13 protein-coding genes are annotated in these 14,745 nt (G+C 72.7%); 7 read left to right on the forward strand and 6 right to left on the reverse strand.

All coding sequences use genetic code 11. The features are described 5' to 3' along the window. Nucleotides 1-17: 17 nt before the first annotated feature. Genes nirB through ACY34I_RS08040 form a run of 3 tightly spaced genes read left to right on the forward strand, consistent with a single transcriptional unit; the run spans nt 18 to nt 3,981 of the window. Entirely contained in the window at nt 18-2,549 is a 2,532-nt protein-coding gene (gene nirB / locus ACY34I_RS08030; protein WP_462754153.1) for a nitrite reductase large subunit NirB, read from the forward strand. Further along, entirely contained in the window at nt 2,546-2,893 is a 348-nt protein-coding gene (nirD, locus tag ACY34I_RS08035; protein ID WP_462753930.1) for a nitrite reductase small subunit NirD, read from the forward strand. The genes nirB and nirD overlap by 4 nt, the downstream gene beginning before the upstream one ends. Then, the gene (locus ACY34I_RS08040) at nt 2,893-3,981 is read left to right on the forward strand and encodes a uroporphyrinogen-III synthase (RefSeq protein ID WP_462753932.1); all 1,089 of its coding nucleotides are present in this window, start codon (nt 2,893-2,895) and stop codon (nt 3,979-3,981) included. Before nirD ends, ACY34I_RS08040 begins: the two co-directional genes overlap by 1 nt. Nucleotides 3,982-4,089: 108 nt before the next feature. On the opposite strand, the gene ACY34I_RS08045 is transcribed toward ACY34I_RS08040, so the two are convergent. The 4 genes from ACY34I_RS08045 to ACY34I_RS08060 all read right to left on the reverse strand — a co-directional run bounded on the left by ACY34I_RS08045 (nt 4,090) and on the right by ACY34I_RS08060 (nt 8,565). Beyond that, complete coding sequence (locus tag ACY34I_RS08045) at nt 4,090-4,713, reverse strand: GTP-binding protein (protein ID WP_148793521.1); 624 nt, start codon at nt 4,711-4,713, stop codon at nt 4,090-4,092. Beyond that, nucleotides 4,694-5,056: a DUF742 domain-containing protein gene (locus ACY34I_RS08050; RefSeq protein ID WP_073834894.1), complete on the reverse strand. Its 363-nt coding sequence runs from the start codon at nt 5,054-5,056 to the stop codon at nt 4,694-4,696. The genes ACY34I_RS08045 and ACY34I_RS08050 overlap by 20 nt, the downstream gene beginning before the upstream one ends. 66 nt (nt 5,057-5,122) lie before the next feature. Then, on the reverse strand, nt 5,123-5,530 hold the full coding sequence (locus tag ACY34I_RS08055) for a roadblock/LC7 domain-containing protein (RefSeq protein ID WP_073834895.1): 408 nt from the start codon (nt 5,528-5,530) through the stop codon (nt 5,123-5,125). Further along, on the reverse strand, nt 5,527-8,565 hold the full coding sequence (locus tag ACY34I_RS08060; RefSeq protein WP_462753934.1) for a sensor histidine kinase: 3,039 nt from the start codon (nt 8,563-8,565) through the stop codon (nt 5,527-5,529). Before ACY34I_RS08060 ends, ACY34I_RS08055 begins: the two co-directional genes overlap by 4 nt. 447 nt (nt 8,566-9,012) lie before the next feature. Between ACY34I_RS08060 and ACY34I_RS08065 the strand changes: the two genes are divergently transcribed. After that, nucleotides 9,013-10,191: an ABC transporter substrate-binding protein gene (locus ACY34I_RS08065; RefSeq protein ID WP_462753936.1), complete on the forward strand. Its 1,179-nt coding sequence runs from the start codon at nt 9,013-9,015 to the stop codon at nt 10,189-10,191. A gap of 185 nt (nt 10,192-10,376) precedes the next feature. On the opposite strand, the gene ACY34I_RS08070 is transcribed toward ACY34I_RS08065, so the two are convergent. Together ACY34I_RS08070 and ACY34I_RS08075 are read right to left on the reverse strand one after the other, a co-directional pair. Next, complete coding sequence (locus ACY34I_RS08070) at nt 10,377-11,225, reverse strand: ABC transporter permease (protein WP_462753938.1); 849 nt, start codon at nt 11,223-11,225, stop codon at nt 10,377-10,379. A 100-nt stretch (nt 11,226-11,325) separates the two neighbouring features. Next, complete coding sequence (locus tag ACY34I_RS08075) at nt 11,326-12,357, reverse strand: ABC transporter substrate-binding protein (protein WP_462753940.1); 1,032 nt, start codon at nt 12,355-12,357, stop codon at nt 11,326-11,328. Between the two features lie 285 nt (nt 12,358-12,642). On the opposite strand from ACY34I_RS08075, the gene ACY34I_RS08080 reads away from it, so the two are divergent. The 3 genes from ACY34I_RS08080 to ACY34I_RS08090 are packed head-to-tail and all read left to right on the forward strand — an operon-like array spanning nt 12,643 to nt 14,704. Next, the gene (locus tag ACY34I_RS08080; RefSeq protein WP_462753942.1) at nt 12,643-13,446 is read left to right on the forward strand and encodes an ABC transporter ATP-binding protein; all 804 of its coding nucleotides are present in this window, start codon (nt 12,643-12,645) and stop codon (nt 13,444-13,446) included. Between the two features lie 2 nt (nt 13,447-13,448). Further along, on the forward strand, nt 13,449-14,399 hold the full coding sequence (locus ACY34I_RS08085) for an LLM class F420-dependent oxidoreductase (RefSeq protein ID WP_462753944.1): 951 nt from the start codon (nt 13,449-13,451) through the stop codon (nt 14,397-14,399). Next, on the forward strand, nt 14,396-14,704 hold the full coding sequence (locus ACY34I_RS08090) for a cupin domain-containing protein (protein WP_148793507.1): 309 nt from the start codon (nt 14,396-14,398) through the stop codon (nt 14,702-14,704). Before ACY34I_RS08085 ends, ACY34I_RS08090 begins: the two co-directional genes overlap by 4 nt. The last annotated feature ends 41 nt before the right edge of the window (nt 14,705-14,745 follow it).

A 14,745-nucleotide genomic window follows, 5' to 3' on the forward strand; every position in this document is an offset into this window, starting at 1 on the left:
TGAAGCGGAGTGCCGGCATGAGCGGCGGCAGGTTGATCGTGGTCGGCAACGGCATGGTGGGGCGGCGCTTCGTCGAGGCGTTGCGCGCCCGGGACCACGACCGGCGCTGGCGGGTGACGGTGCTCGCCGAGGAGCGGCGTCCGGCGTACGACCGGGTGCGGCTCTCGGCCTTCTTCGACGGGGTCGGCGCGGAGGAGCTGAACCTGCACACCCCCGACGACGGGGTGGAGCTGCGGCTGGGCGAGCCGGCCCTCGGCATCGACCGGGAGCGGCGGGTGGTGCTCACCGCGGCCGGGGAGCACGCGTACGACGCGCTGGTGCTGGCCACCGGGTCGTCCGCCTTCGTCCCGCCGGTGACGGGCGCCGACCTGCCAGGAGTGTTCGTCTACCGGACGCTGGATGACCTGGCGGCGATCCGGGAGCACGCCCGGGGCCGGCGGGCCGGGGCGGTGATCGGCGGCGGCCTGCTCGGCCTGGAGGCGGCGAACGCGCTGCGCCTGCTCGGCCTCGCCACCAGCGTGGTGGAGTTCGCGCCCCGGCTGATGCCGGTGCAGGTGGACGAGGCGGGCGGGGCGATGCTCCGCCGTTACGTCGAGGAGCTGGGCGTCACCCCGTACCTCGGGGTGGCCACCACCGCGCTACGCCCCGGCCCCGACGGGGCGGTCGCCGCGCTGGAGCTCTCCGACGGCCGGACGGTCGACGCGGAGCTGGTCGTGGTGGCCGCCGGCATCCGGCCGCGGGACGAGCTCGCCCGGGCGGCGGGCCTGGCGCTCGGGCTGCGCGGCGGGGTGCTGGTCGACGCCACCTGCCGGACGGCGGACGAGCGGATCTGGGCGGTCGGCGAGTGCGCGGCGGTGGACGGCACCTGCCACGGTCTGGTGGCCCCCGGGTACGCGACCGCCGAGGTGGTCGCCGACCGGCTGCTCGGCGGGGCGGCCACCTTCCCCGGCGCGGACACCGCGACCAAGCTCAAGCTGCTCGGCGTGGACGTGGCCTCGTTCGGCGACGCGCACGGCAGCACCCCGGGCTGCCTCGACGTCACCTTCACCGACCCGGCCACCCGCACGTACGCGAAGTTGGTCCTCTCCGACGACGCGAAGACGCTGCTCGGCGGGGTGCTGGTCGGCGACGCGAGCCCGTACCCGACGCTGCGGGCGAGTGTCGGCGGGCCGCTGCCCGCTCCCCCGCTGGCCCTGCTGGCGCCGGCCGGCGGCGCGGCCGCCGGGATCGGCGCGCTGCCGGCCGCGACGCAGGTCTGCGCGTGCAACGCGGTGACCCGCGCGGAGATCGACGCGGCGATCGCCGGCGGGGCGACCGACGTGCCGGCGCTGAAGGCGTGCACCCGGGCCGGTACGAGCTGCGGCTCCTGCGTGCCGATGTTGAAGCAGCTCCTCGACGCCGCCGGGGTGCGGCAGTCCACCGCGCTCTGCGAGCACTTCGACGCCAGCCGGCAGGAGCTGTTCGACCTCGTCCGGGTCCGCGGCATCCGCACGTTCTCGCAGCTCATCGCCGAGCACGGGCGGGGACGCGGCTGCGACATCTGCAAGCCGGTGGTGGCCTCGATCCTCGCCTCACTCGGCACCGGGCACGTGCTCGACGGCGAGCAGGCGTCGCTGCAGGACACCAACGACCACTTCCTGGCCAACCTGCAACGGGACGGCAGCTACTCGGTGGTGCCCCGGATCCCGGGCGGGGAGATCACCCCGGAGAAGCTGATCGTGATCGGTGAGGTGGCCCGGGACTTCGGCCTCTACACCAAGATCACCGGCGGGCAGCGGATCGACCTGTTCGGGGCGCGGGTCGAGCAGCTCCCGCAGATCTGGCGCCGGCTGGTCGACGCCGGTTTCGAGTCCGGCCACGCGTACGGCAAGGCGCTGCGCACGGTGAAGTCCTGCGTCGGCGAGACCTGGTGCCGGTACGGGGTGCAGGACTCGGTCGGGCTGGCCGTGGCGCTGGAGCTGCGCTACCGGGGGCTGCGCGCCCCGCACAAGCTCAAGGCGGCGGTCTCCGGCTGCGCCCGGGAGTGCGCCGAGGCGCGCGGCAAGGACTTCGGCATCATCGCCACCGAGACCGGCTGGAACCTCTACCTCGGCGGCAACGGCGGCTTCCGGCCGCGGCACGCCGACCTGTTCGCCACCGATCTGCGCACCGACGAGCTGGTCACGCTGATCGACAGAGTCCTGATGTACTACATCCGCACCGCCGACCGGTTGCAGCGCACCGCCGCCTGGCTCGAGGCGATGGAGGGCGGCCTCGACCACCTGCGGTCGGTGATCGTGGACGACTCGCTCGGGCTCTGCGCCGAACTGGACGCGGCGATGGCCCGGCACGTCGCCGCGTACTCGGACGAGTGGCGGGACGTGCTGGAGGACCCGGAGCGGCTGCGCCGCTTCACCTCCTTCGTCAACGCCCCGGACGTGCCCGACCCGTCCATCGCGTTCACGGTCGAACGCGGCCAGCCGGTGCCCCCGCGCGGGACGCCACCGGGGGCCGGCGCCGACCGCCGCCGCCAGCCGGTCGCGCTCGGCCTTCCGGAGGTACGCCGATGAGCACCCTGACCATGTTGGACTGGACCGTGATCTGCCCACTGGACCGGCTGGACCCCGATCGCGGGGTGGCCGCGCTCGTCGACGGCGTGCAGGTGGCGCTCTTCCGTACCGGCAGCGAGCTGTACGCGGTCGACAACCTCGACCCGGTCGGCGGCGCGTACGTGATGTCACGGGGGATCGTGGGCTGCCGCGGTGGCCTGCCGACGCTGGCCTCCCCGCTGCACAAGCAGGTCTACGAGCTGGGGACCGGGCGATGCCTGGACCTTCCGGAGGTGGTGCTGCGGCGGCACGAGGTGCGCTGCCGGGACGGGCTGGTCGAGGTGCGGCTGCGACAGGAGGAGTGATGCGGGAGGAACTGGCCGGCTTCACCATCGGGGTCACCGCCGACCGGCGACGCGACGAGTTGGCCGCGCTGCTCCAGCGGCGCGGCGCGCGGGTGGTGCTCGCCCCCGCCCTGCGGATCGTGCCGCTGGCCGACGACACCGACCTGCGCGAGGCCACCCGGGCCTGCCTCGACCGCCCACCGGACGTGCTGATGGCCAACACCGGCATCGGGATGCGCGGCTGGCTGGAGGCGGCCGAGGGGTGGGGGCTCGCCGAGCCGCTGCACGGTGTGTTCTCCCGGTCGTACGTGGTGGCCCGGGGTCCCAAGGCGACCGGCGCGATCCGGGCCGCCGGGCTGCGCGAGCACTGGTCCCCGGCCTCGGAGAGCTGCGACGAGGTGGTCGACCACCTGGTCCGGCGCGGGGTGGCCGGCCAGGTGATCGCCCTCCAGCTGCACGGCGAGCGGCAGCCGGAGTGCACCGAGGCGCTGGAGGCGGCCGGTGCCACGGTGATCGAGGTGCCGGTCTACCGGTGGGCGCCACCGACCGACCCGGCGCCGCTGCACCGGCTGATTGACCTGGTGGCGGGGCGGATGGTCGACGCGGTCACGTTCACCTCCGCCCCGGCCGCGGAGGCGCTGCTGCGGGCGGCCGGAGACCGTACCGAGACGGTGCTCGCGGCGCTGCGGGGGGACGTGCTGGCCAGCTGCGTCGGCGCGGTCACCGCCGAGCCGCTGGTGCGGCGGGGGGTGCCGGTGAGCGCCCCGAGCCGGGCCCGGCTGGGCGCCCTGGTCCGGACGATCGTGGACGAGCTGCCGCGCCGGACGGTGACCGTACGGGCCGGCGGGCACCAGCTGACGCTGCGCGGGCACGCCGCCGTGGTGGACGGGGAACTGCGGCCGCTCGCGCCGGCTCCGATGGCCGTGCTGCGGGCGCTCGCCGCGTCGCCCGGCAGGGTGCTGTCCCGCACCGCCCTGCTGCGTACCCTGCCCCGGGGCGCGGACGAGCACGCCGTGGAGATGGCGGTCGCCCGGCTGCGGGTCGGCCTGCAAGCCCCCCGGGTGGTGCAGACCGTGGTCAAGCGCGGCTACCGCCTCCGCGTGGACTGACCGGAGCGGCGGCCGCCGACCGGAGCGGCCATCCGCTGACCGGCGCGGCGGCCGCCAACCGGACCGGCCGTCCGCGCCGATGGCCGGACCGCGGGACGGGCCGGCCGGTCAGCCGACCGACGCGGGATAGCCCCGGTCGTGCTCGGCCTGCAGCCGGAGCATGGCGTGCTCGACCACGGTCACCAGCACCTGCTTGACCGACTCGCGCTGCCGGGCGTCGCACATCACCAACGGCACGTCAGGCGAGATCGACAGCGACTCGCGGACCTCCTCCAGGTCGTACACCGGGGCGCCGTCGAACCGGTTCAGCGCCACCACGTACGGCAGGTTGCGGTTCTCGAAGTAGTCCAGCGGGGCGAAGGCGTCGCTGATCCGGCGGGTGTCCACCAGCACCGCGGCACCCACCGCACCCCGGATGATCTCGTCCCACATGAACCAGAAGCGGGTCTGGCCCGGCGTGCCGAAGAGGTAGAGGATCAGGTCCTGGGCCATGGTGATGCGGCCGAAGTCCATGGCGACCGTGGTGGTCTCCTTGCCCGGCACCTTCGACGGGTCGTCGATGCCCACCCCGGCCGCGGTCATCAGCGCCTCGGTGGTCAGCGGGGTGATCTCGGAGATGGCGCCGACCAGAGTGGTCTTGCCCACCCCGAAGCCACCCGCGATCACGATCTTCGCGGAGATGATCTCCCGGCTGCGGCTCGCCCCGGCGGGGTCATAGTTCGCGAAGTCCACTTAGCACCCTTCCCAGCAGGTTCATTCGCTCCTGGAACCCGGTCGCCGGAGCGGCAGTGTGTAGCGTCAGCAGGCCCTCGGCCACCAGGTCGGCGACCAGCACCCGGGTGACGCCCAGCGGCATCCGGGTGTACGCGGCGATCTCCGCGAGCGACTGCGCGCGGCCCTCGCAGACCAGGGCGATGCGGTACTTGTCGTGCCCGGCGAACCGCGCCTCGGCCGACTGTGTGGGCGTGCACGAGAGCACCGCCTCCAGCGCGATGTTCTGCAACGGCTCGGTGCGGCCACGGGTGACCGCGTACGGTCGCACCAGCGCCCCACGCGGATCCCGTCGTGGTTCCATCTCGCGATCACCTCCCTCCGTACGGAGCCGGTCGGCTCCCGGTCACCAGGTCACACCGATTGCCGGTCAGGACCGGACGGCATCCCGCGGCAGCGGGACCAGCGCCTGGCCGACCCGCTCCACCAGCAGCGCCATCTCGTAGCCCACCTGACCCACGTCGCAGCTGCGGGCGGCCAGCACCGCCATCGACGAACCGTCGCTGATGGACATGAGGAACAGGTATCCGCTGTCCATCTCGATGACCGTCTGGAGCACCCCGCCGGCGCTGAACATCCGCGCGGCGCCCTCGGTCAGGCTCACCACACCGGAGGTGATCGCGGCGAGCTGGTCGGCTCGATCCGCCGGCAGGTCGCGGGAGGAGGCGAGCAGCAGCCCGTCCGCGGACACCGCCACCACGTGGGCGATGCCCGCCACGCTGTCGGCGAAGTTGGTGAGCAGCCAACCCATGTCCTGCATGGCCGCTGGCCTGTTCATCGGTTCGTCTCCTTGGTCGAGGTGCTGTTCAGGTCCGCGCCGGCCGTCCGACCCCGCTGCACACCGCGGTGGTAGGCCGACAGCAGACCGCGTACTTCATCCGGCGTGCGCCGGGCACGGGACCGGCCGCCCTTCGGCTCGACGCCGCCGGGGACGAGCTGGGCCTGCGGCACGCGCTTCGGCAGGCCGGAGCGGGTGGTCCCGCCGGTGTTGGGCTCCGCGGCCTGGCTGGCCCGCGCCCAACCCTCGTCGGCCGCCGTCCGCCAGGCGCCCGGGTCGGTCGTCGGCGGCGCCGGCGGGGGTGCGGCGGCGGCCGGCGGGGTGTACGGCGGCGGCGAGGTCATCGCCGACGCCTGGGCGCCCGGGGTACGGGTGGGCAGCGGCGGCGCGGCGGCGGGCTGCGCCGGGGTGACGGGCTGCGCCGGGGCGGGTGCCGGACCGTCGTCGAACCGGGGCCGGGCGAAGATCGTGGTCTCGTCCTCGCCGTGCGAGCGGAACCAGACCGCCTCCATCTCCCGGAAGATCGGCGCCTCGGCCGGGTGGGCCACCACCGGGGCGGCGGGCGCTGGCGGGGCGGCCTCGACCGGCGGGGCCGACGCGAGCGGCTGGTAAGCCGACAGGGCCGGGTACGCCGGCGGCGGCGCCGGGGCGGGGTCGATCGGCGTGGCCGGAGCGCTGGTCGCGGCCACCTCCCCGCCCGGGATCCGCTTCGGCAGCGGGTCCAGCGCGCGGTACCCGGCGGTCGGTCCGCTCACCGCATAGCCGGCACCGGAGACCGGGGCCGCCGGGGCGGGCGGCGGCACGGGCGGCAGCGCACCCGTCGCACCGCCGACCTGCACGGCAGGGCCGGTGTCCCGCGCCTCGGCCATCGACTGCCAGCGGGCCGGCGGGGCGGGGGTCCGCCACTGGTCGGTCAGCGTCGCGGTGGTGGTCCGCCCCGCGCCGGCCAACGGGTCGGCGGCGTGCCCGACCGGGTTCAGCGGGGCCTGCTCGACGGCGAGCGGCTGGCGCGGCCGGCTCAGCGGGGCCTGGCCCCGGTTCGCCGGCAGCACTACGGCGGAGTTCGGCAGGGTCACCTGGGCGACGGTGCCGCCCTCGACGTTGCGACGCAGCTCGACCCGGATGCCGTAGCGGGCGGCGAGCCGGCTGACCACCGCCAGACCCATCAGCCGGAACGCGGCCACGTCGACCGTGGGCGGGGCCGCCAGCCGGCGGTTCAGCGAGTCCAGCTGATCGTCGCTGAGGCCGAGGCCGCGGTCCTCGACCTGGATCAGCACGTAGTCCCGGATCCGCCGGCCGTCCGCGACCACCGTGGTGTTCGGCGGCGAGAACCGGGTGGCGTTGTCGAGCAGCTCGGCGACCAGGCGGACCACGTCGTTGACCGCGTGCGCGGCGACGGAGATGTCGGTGTCGACAGTGCCGAACTCGATCCGGTTGTAGAGCTCCACCTCGGACTGGGCGGCCCGCAGCACGTCGACCAGAAGCGCGTCGTCCCGGCGCGGCACGGCCGAGTCGGCGCCCGCGAGCACCAGCAGGTTCTCGTCGTTGCGGCGCATCCGGGTGGCCAGGTGGTCCAGCTCGAAGAGCTGGGCGAGCCGCTTCGGGTCCTCCTCGCTCCGCTCGATCGCGTCCAGCTCGCCGATCATCCGGTCGACCAGGTTCTGCGAACGCCGGGCCAGGTTGAGGAACATCGCCGAGACGCTGGTCCGCAGCGCGGCCTGCTCGGCCGCCACCCGGACCGCTTCCCGGTGGACCACGTTGAAGGCCGCCGCCACCTGGCCGACCTCGTCGCGGTTGGACAGCTGGATCGGGTCCCGGACCTGCTGGACGATCTCGTCCACCCCACCGTCGCCGATGGCGTTGACGTTCTGCAGGCGGTTGACCGCGTCCGGCAGGTCGTGGTTCGCCACCGCCAGGGCGCCCTCCCGCAGCCGGCGCAACGACTCGTTGAGCGAGCGGGCGAGGACCACGGCCAGGGTCACGGCGATGACCAGGGTGAGCAGGACGATCAGGCTCTCCACGACGGCCTGCCGGATGACCGCCGACAGGACCCCGTCGGCGTCCGCGAGCAGCTGGTTCTGGAGCCGGATCTCGGCCCACCGCATCAGGTCGTTGACCGCGCCGATGGCGGCGGAGGCGCCCGCCCGGCCGACCAGCGGGTTCTTGTTGTTGACCGAGCGGGACACATCGGTCGCGACCCGGTCGGCGAGCTGCACGGCGTCACCGGAGACCGTGCTGTCCACCAGGGCGCGCTGGGCCGGCTCGGCGGCCTGGGAGAAGGCGAGCAGCGCCTCCTGCTGGGCGGTCAGGGTACCGACGAAGGAGGAGAACTGCTCCTCGTCGATCTGGCCGCTGGAGAGCGCGGTGAAGACCACCGCCTGCTCCTCGGCGACCTCCGCCTTGGCGTGCGCGAACGCGGCCACGGCCCGGCGGGCGTCGGCGGTGCTCTCCGCACCGGGCTGCTGGGCGAGGGTGTCGCCGTACGCGACGAGATCGCCCAGGATGATGCCGTAGCGCAGGCTCGCCTCGGCCACCGGCATCTGCTGCCGGTCGAGTACCTCCTGGCGGGTGCCGTTCAGGGTGGCCAGGTGGTCGTCGATGACCTTGAGTCGGCTGCGGACCGAGGCCGGCACCTCGCCGAGCGCGTCCCGCTCCTCCCGGTACGCCGCGATCCGCTCGTCGGTACGCCGCACCGCGAGGTTGTAGGCGTCCGGCTTCTCATCCACCGTTACCTTGTCGTTCGCCGCGGCCAGGTACGCGGCCGCCGCCATCCGCTCCTTGTGCAGGTCCTGGCTCAGCGCGGAGACGTCGATCGACAGTGCGGTCAGCGCCCGGATCCGGGTGGCGTCGTACGCTCCCTCGCCGATCGAGACGAGTCGGATAGTTGCCAGTGCGATGACGGCGGCCACCGGAACAACCAGGATGAGCGCGAGCTTGGAACGGATCCGTGCGTCACGCAGCCGAGGCAGCCACCGTCGCCGCTTCCGCTCACCGGCGTCGGTGCTCTCGGGCAGGGTCGTAGGTCCGGTGCTCACGACATCGCCTCCGTCGTTTCTTCCACGCCTGACCCGCTGACCCGTGCCTGGTGCAGCGGCCAGCGCCACGCGCGGCACGGCCGGAATTTCATCAGAAGAGATCCGCGTTGGGAAGCGGCAGTGAGGCAGGAAACGGCCGGAGGTGACCCAACCCCTGATCCGGTCAACTATTACCTTCATTTCCTCAGGCCCCTGAACAGGGCATGTAACTCCAAGGTGGTCATTCGTATCTGCGCAGTAATTGCCGGTTATCGGCCCGTGTCCCCAGCATGTGAGACGGCCGTCCCAAACAACTCCCGGCAGCCGCGCTTGACCACGGGGCTCGGCATTGGCAAGGTTTTGCAGGCTTCGCGCACACCGTACGGCAGACCAATCCCGTTTTTCCACTGAGGACGGACAAGCGGCGGTGATCGGGCGTGCGCCCACCGCCGCACCTGGAGGACTGAGTTGAGCCCCATCCGCTCCGCGAGCATCGCGGCGCTCGCATCGGCCGTGCTGGCCACCACGCTCACCGGCTGCCAGTTCGGCGGGGAGCAGCAGGACACCAGCCCCATCGTGGTCGCGGCGGACCTCGAGCTTTCCGGCGCCTCCGCGCCGCTCGGCAAGGTCTACCAACGGGCGCTGGAACTGAAGGTGGAGCAGTTGAACTCCTCCGGCGCGCTCGGCGGTCGAAAGATCGAGCTCAAAGTGAAGGACAACCGCTCGGACGCCGCCGAATCGTTGCGCAACATCAACGATTTCGCCAATGACTCACGGGTCACCGCCGTCATCATGGGCGGTTGCAACGAATGTGCGGTCGGCGCCGCCCGGACCATCGGTGACAAGCGCATTCCGACCATCGCGCTGGCGTCCGCCGGTGCCGTCACCCAGCCGGTTGCCGAACGCAAGTACGTCTTCAAGCTGGCCCCGAACGCCGCCGACAGCGCCGCCGCGCTCACCACCGAGCTGGCCCGGAAGGGCATCCGCAAGGTGGGCGTGCTGCACGGCGCCGACGAGTACGGCCAGGAGGGGCTGGCCGCGCTGAAGGGCGAGTTCGGCAAGGCCGGCATCCGGCTGCTCCGCGCCGAGGCGGTACGCCCCACCGACACCGACGTCAGCGGCCAGGTGTCGCAGCTGGTGGCGAAGAGGCCGCAGGCGCTGATCATCTGGACCCCGCCCGAGCAGGCCTCGCTCGCGGCCAGCGCCGCCCGAGAGAACCGCTTCGGCGGGCCGCTCTTCCTCGACGCGGCGGCGGCGGGCGACCTGTTCCTCGGCACCTCGGCCGCGACGGAGCAGGCGACGCTGATCTTCACCCAGACCATGGTGATCGACGACGTCATCGCCACCACTCCGGCCAAGGCGGCCCGGCGGCAGTGGTTCCAGGACTACACCGCCCACTTCGGCGGCTACCACGGCTTCTCCTCGTTCGCCGCCGACGCCGTGCAGCTCATCGCGGACGCCGAGCTGCGCTCCGGCGGCGATCCCGGGAAGGTGAACCGGGACGCCCTGCGCGACGTCCTGGAGACCTCGCAGCTCGACGGCCTCTCCGGCCCGATCCGGATGACCCCCGACAACCACTCCGGGCTGATGCCGCAGGCGTTGACGACGCTGGTGGCGCGTGGGGGTCGCTGGCGGCTTGCCGGCTAGCCTCTGGTTGCGCTCCGGGTGTGGCCCGACCACAACCGGCTCCGGGCGGTCAGGCTTGATCCCTGCGCCGGTTGCGGTCGGGCCACACCGTCGATGGTTCCGCGCCGTCCACCCCGCTTGGTCGATCTCGGGGTCCACGGTCGACGCCGGGTCCATTGTCGACGGGATTACCTCGCCGTTTCGGGTTACCTCGCTGAGGTGGTGGCCTTGACCCAGGGGAGGGCCAGGCGTTCGAGGAGGGTCAGGGCGGAGTAGAGCAGGATGCTCATCAGCGCCACCAGCACGATCGCCGCCCACGCCGTCGCGGTCTCGCCGACGCCGTTGTACTGCAGGATCTGCTGGCCCAGCCCGGCCTGGTCCGAGTAGAACTCCCCGATCACGGCGCCGATCGCGGCGAGCGGCATTGCGACCTTCAACCCGACGAAGATCTGCGGCAGCGCGGCCGGGAAGCGCACCTTGCGGAACGCCTGCCACCACGATGCGTTCAGCGAGCGGGCCAGGTCGGCCATATCGGTCGGGGTGGTGGTCAGGCCGGTCGCGGTGGACAGCACGATCGGGAAGAAGCAGAGCAGGAACACCATGGTCAGGATGGGTTTCTGCCCCCAGCCCACGGCGACCACGAGCAGCGGCCCGAAGGCGATCTTCGGCACCGCGTTGACCGCCACCAGCAGCGGTGCGAACATCCGCTCCACCCGGCGGGAGGCGGCCAGGGCCATCCCGATCAGCACGCCGGCGGCCGACGAGAGCAGGAAGCCGAGCAGGGTTGTCCAGGTGGTGAGCCCCAGCGCCGGCAGCAGCACGTGGGCCGACCCGGTCAGTCCACGCCACACCGATTGTGGCGGGGGCAGCAGCACCGGGTGGACCAGGTGCAGGCCCGAGGTGACCAACCACCAGGCCGCCACCGTGATCACCAGCCCGAGTACCGGCAGCAGCACCGCAGCCGGACGTACGCCCGCCCGGCGCGGGACGGGCGGGGCCTGCGCCGGCGGCTGCGGCGCCGGTGTCCCGGGGTTGCTCTCGGTCAACTGCGTCAAGGTGTGCTCCTCTCTCGGCCGGCCAGACGACCGGCACGCGAAGGGGGTGCGCCCCGCCGAAACCCCGGCGGGCCGCACCCCCGTAGTCCGAGCCGGCCGGTCAGGCCTTCGGCGCGAGGTTGAAGTCGATGATCTGGTCGGGGGTCAGGTTCTGCTTGAGCGCGCCCGCGCCCTGGAGCAGCGCGATGGACTTGGCCACCCGGCCGCTGTCCAGCGTGCCGATCGCGGTGCCGGAGTTGCTGGACCGGACGTACGCGGCCATCAGCTCCAGCTCGGCGGCGGCCGCGGCCGGGTTGGTCGCCGGCACGTTCTTCTTCAGGATGTCCGCCGCCTCCTTCGGGTTCGCCAGGCTGTACTCGAGGCCCTTGAGCAGCGCCGCGACGAAGCGCTTGACCATCTCCGGCTTCTCCTTGGCGATCTTGCTGGAGGTGATCAGCGCGTTGCCGTAGAGGTCCTGCATAACGTTGCTGTAGGGCAGCACGACCGGCGTCTTCTTGGTCACCGCCGCGACGGTCGGCTGGCCGACCACGAACTGGCCGATGGCGTCCACCTTGCCGGAGGCGAGATCGCCGATCAGCGCGGCCGCTTGACCGGAAACAAACTCGACCTTGCTGGCGTCGATGCCGGCCAGCTGGGCGTACGTCGGGAAGAGCAGGCGCACGACGGAGCCGTCGGTGTCGGCGACCCGCTTGCCCTCGAGGTCCTTCGGCGTGGCGATGTTCTTGCCGTCGACCGAGACGATGGCGGCCATGGTGCGCTGCTGGATCGCCGCCACCGCGACGAAGTCCTTGGCCTGGCCGTTGCCCATCTGGAGGATGCCGCCGGTCAGGTCGATCGGGCCGAAGTCGGCCTGGCCGCCGGTGATGACCTTGATGACATCGCCACTGCCCTGGCCCGGCTTGATCTCGACGTCGAAGCCGGCCTCCTTGAAGAAGCCCTTCTCCTTCGCCACCCAGGCGTACGAGTCACGGCCGAAGTTGCCGAACGAGGTGAGGTAGGTCACCTTCTCCAGGGCGCCGCCAGCCGCGTTCTTGCTGCCCTCGGACTTGTCCGAGTCGCCGCTGCAACCGGCGACGAGGGCGAGGGCGGTGGCCAGCGCGGCGGCGGCGACCGTACGGGTCAGCCTTCTCATCTATGCACCATGTCCTTTCCGACCAGGTCATATCCGCCTGGGCGGGTCGTGGTTCGACGGTGCCGGCAGGAGGGGACAACCGACCGGTCCGTCGGGAGGGGACTATTCGCGGGCAACAGCGTACGAGAAGGTGGTTGAGCAGCGGCGGGCGTCCGGGTTGCGGAACGGAAAAGAAGTTGCCTGACGGAAAGCGGACTGACGTCCACCCCGGACGGTGCTATGTCACGCCGATCCCGCTACGCTAGCCCGGCTCGTGTTCGCGACGTGGAAGGGAGCCGGCGGGAGATGATCCGACTGTCCGGGGTGTCCCGCACCTTCGACGGCCGCTCGGGGCGGGTCGAGGCGCTGCGCGGCATCGACCTCGACGTCGCCGAGGGCGAGTTCGTCGCCATCCTCGGCCGCTCCGGTTGCGGCAAGTCGACGCTGCTCCGCATGATCGCCGGCCTGCTCCCGGTCACCGCGGGCGAGCTCACCGTGGCCGGTACGCCGATCACGAAACCCCGCCGGGATATCGCCATGCTCTTCCAGCGGCCCGCGCTGCTGCCCTGGCGCTCGGTGTTGGACAACGTCCTGCTGCCGGTGGAGATGTTCGGCTGGAGCCGGGCCAAGCACCGTGACCGGGCCCGCGAGCTGCTGGAGATGGCCGGGCTCGGCGGCTTCGAGAAGCGCCTGCCCCACGAGCTCTCCGGCGGCATGCAGCAGCGGGTCTCGCTGTGCCGGTCGCTGATCGGCGAACCGCGCGTGATGCTCATGGACGAGCCCTTCTCGGCGCTCGACGCGCTCACCCGGGAGGAGCTCTCCGGCGAACTCCAGCGGGTGCACATGGAGACGAAGGCCACCATCGTCTTCGTCACCCACTCGATCGACGAGGCGGTGCTGCTCGCCGACCGGGTGGTCGTGCTCAGCCCGCGCCCCGGCCGGATCCGCAAGGTGGTCGAGGTGGACGTGCCCCGGCCGCGTACCCTCGGCCGGCACGCGCACCTGGCCGACGTGGCCCGGATCAGCGCCGACCTGCACGAGCTGCTGATGGAGCGGGACGCGCCCGACGTGCCCGCGCAGCCGGAGCCGGTCGGGACGGCACGGCAGTGACCATGCGCGTGTCGGTGTTCACCGAGCCACACCGCGGGGCCAACTACGACGACCAGCTCCGGTTCGCCCGGCGGGTGGAGGAGACCGGCTTCGAGGGCTTCCTCCGGGCCGACCACTACCGGTCCATGGGCGACGACCCGGGGCTGCCCGGCCCCACGGACGCCTGGCTGACGCTGGCCGCGCTGGCCCGGGAGACCTCCCGGATCCGGCTCGGCACGCTGGTCACCTCGGCGACCTTCCGGCTGCCCGGGCCGCTGGCCGTGATGGTCGCCCAGGTCGACCAGATGAGCGGTGGCCGGGTCGAGCTGGGCATCGGCGCCGGCTGGTACGAGCGGGAGCACACCGCCTACGGCATTCCGTTCCCCGCCGTCACCGAGCGGTTCGACCGGCTGGCCGAGCAGCTGGAGATCATCACCGGGCTGTGGCGCACCCCGGCGGGCGAGACCTTCAGCTTCGCCGGCGACCACTACCAGCTCATCGACGCGCCCGCGCTGCCCAAGCCGGTGCAGCGGCCCGGCCCGCCGGTGATCGTCGGTGGGCGGGGCCCCAAGCGCACCCCCGAGCTGGCCGCCCGGTACGCCGACGAGTTCAACCTGCCGTTCAAGACCGTCGCCGAGACGGCCGCCGCGTACGACCGGGTACGCGAGGCGTGCGACCGGACCGGGCGCGCCGAGTCGGGGCGGCCGCCGCTGGTGCTCTCCGCCGGGGTGGTGGTGGCCATCGGCCGTACCGACGCCGAGGCGCAGCGCCGGGCCGCGCCGCTGCACGTGAAGAGCGCCCTCCCCCCGGAGGACCCGGTGATCGGCTCCCCCGCCCAGCTCGTCGACCGGCTCGGCGAGTTCGCCGCCGTCGGCGCCACCCGGGTGCACCTGCGCCTGATCGACTTCGACGACCTCGACCACCTGGAGCTCATCGCCGCCGAGGTGCTCCCCCAACTGGACGGAACCCTTTGACCGACCTCTCCGCCGACCTCGAACTCGGCCCGGTGGGCCAGGAGATCGTCTTCGAGAACGACAAGGTGCGCGTCTGGCACATCCGCCTGGAGCCGGGTGAGCGGCAGCCGCTGCACCGGCACGACCACCCGTACCTGGTGGTCGCGATCCAGGGCGCGAAGAACGTGGTGCAGACGATCGACGGCACCACGATCGACGCCGACGAACCGACCGGCGGGGTGGTCTACCGCGACCCCGGCGCCGTGCACATGCTGACCAACGTCGGCGACACCACCTACCTGGCCCGGCTGGTCGAGCTGAAGTAACCACGCCGACACCGGCTCGCCGCCACAGAGTGGTAAGTGGC

This window comes from Micromonospora sp. RTBAU3-60, assembly GCF_054963695.1.

Coding starts and splice junctions, on each gene's coding strand:
- nirB (WP_462754153.1), top strand. CDS start 18: ATGAGCGGCGGCAGGTTGATCGTGGTCGGCAACGGCATGGTGGGGCGG.
- ACY34I_RS08080 (WP_462753942.1), top strand. CDS start 12,643: ATGATCCGACTGTCCGGGGTGTCCCGCACCTTCGACGGCCGCTCGGGG.
- ACY34I_RS08040 (WP_462753932.1), top strand. CDS start 2,893: ATGCGGGAGGAACTGGCCGGCTTCACCATCGGGGTCACCGCCGACCGG.
- ACY34I_RS08075 (WP_462753940.1), bottom strand. CDS start 12,357: ATGAGAAGGCTGACCCGTACGGTCGCCGCCGCCGCGCTGGCCACCGCC.
- ACY34I_RS08055 (WP_073834895.1), bottom strand. CDS start 5,530: ATGAACAGGCCAGCGGCCATGCAGGACATGGGTTGGCTGCTCACCAAC.
- nirD (WP_462753930.1), top strand. CDS start 2,546: ATGAGCACCCTGACCATGTTGGACTGGACCGTGATCTGCCCACTGGAC.
- ACY34I_RS08050 (WP_073834894.1), bottom strand. CDS start 5,056: ATGGAACCACGACGGGATCCGCGTGGGGCGCTGGTGCGACCGTACGCG.
- ACY34I_RS08085 (WP_462753944.1), top strand. CDS start 13,449: ATGCGCGTGTCGGTGTTCACCGAGCCACACCGCGGGGCCAACTACGAC.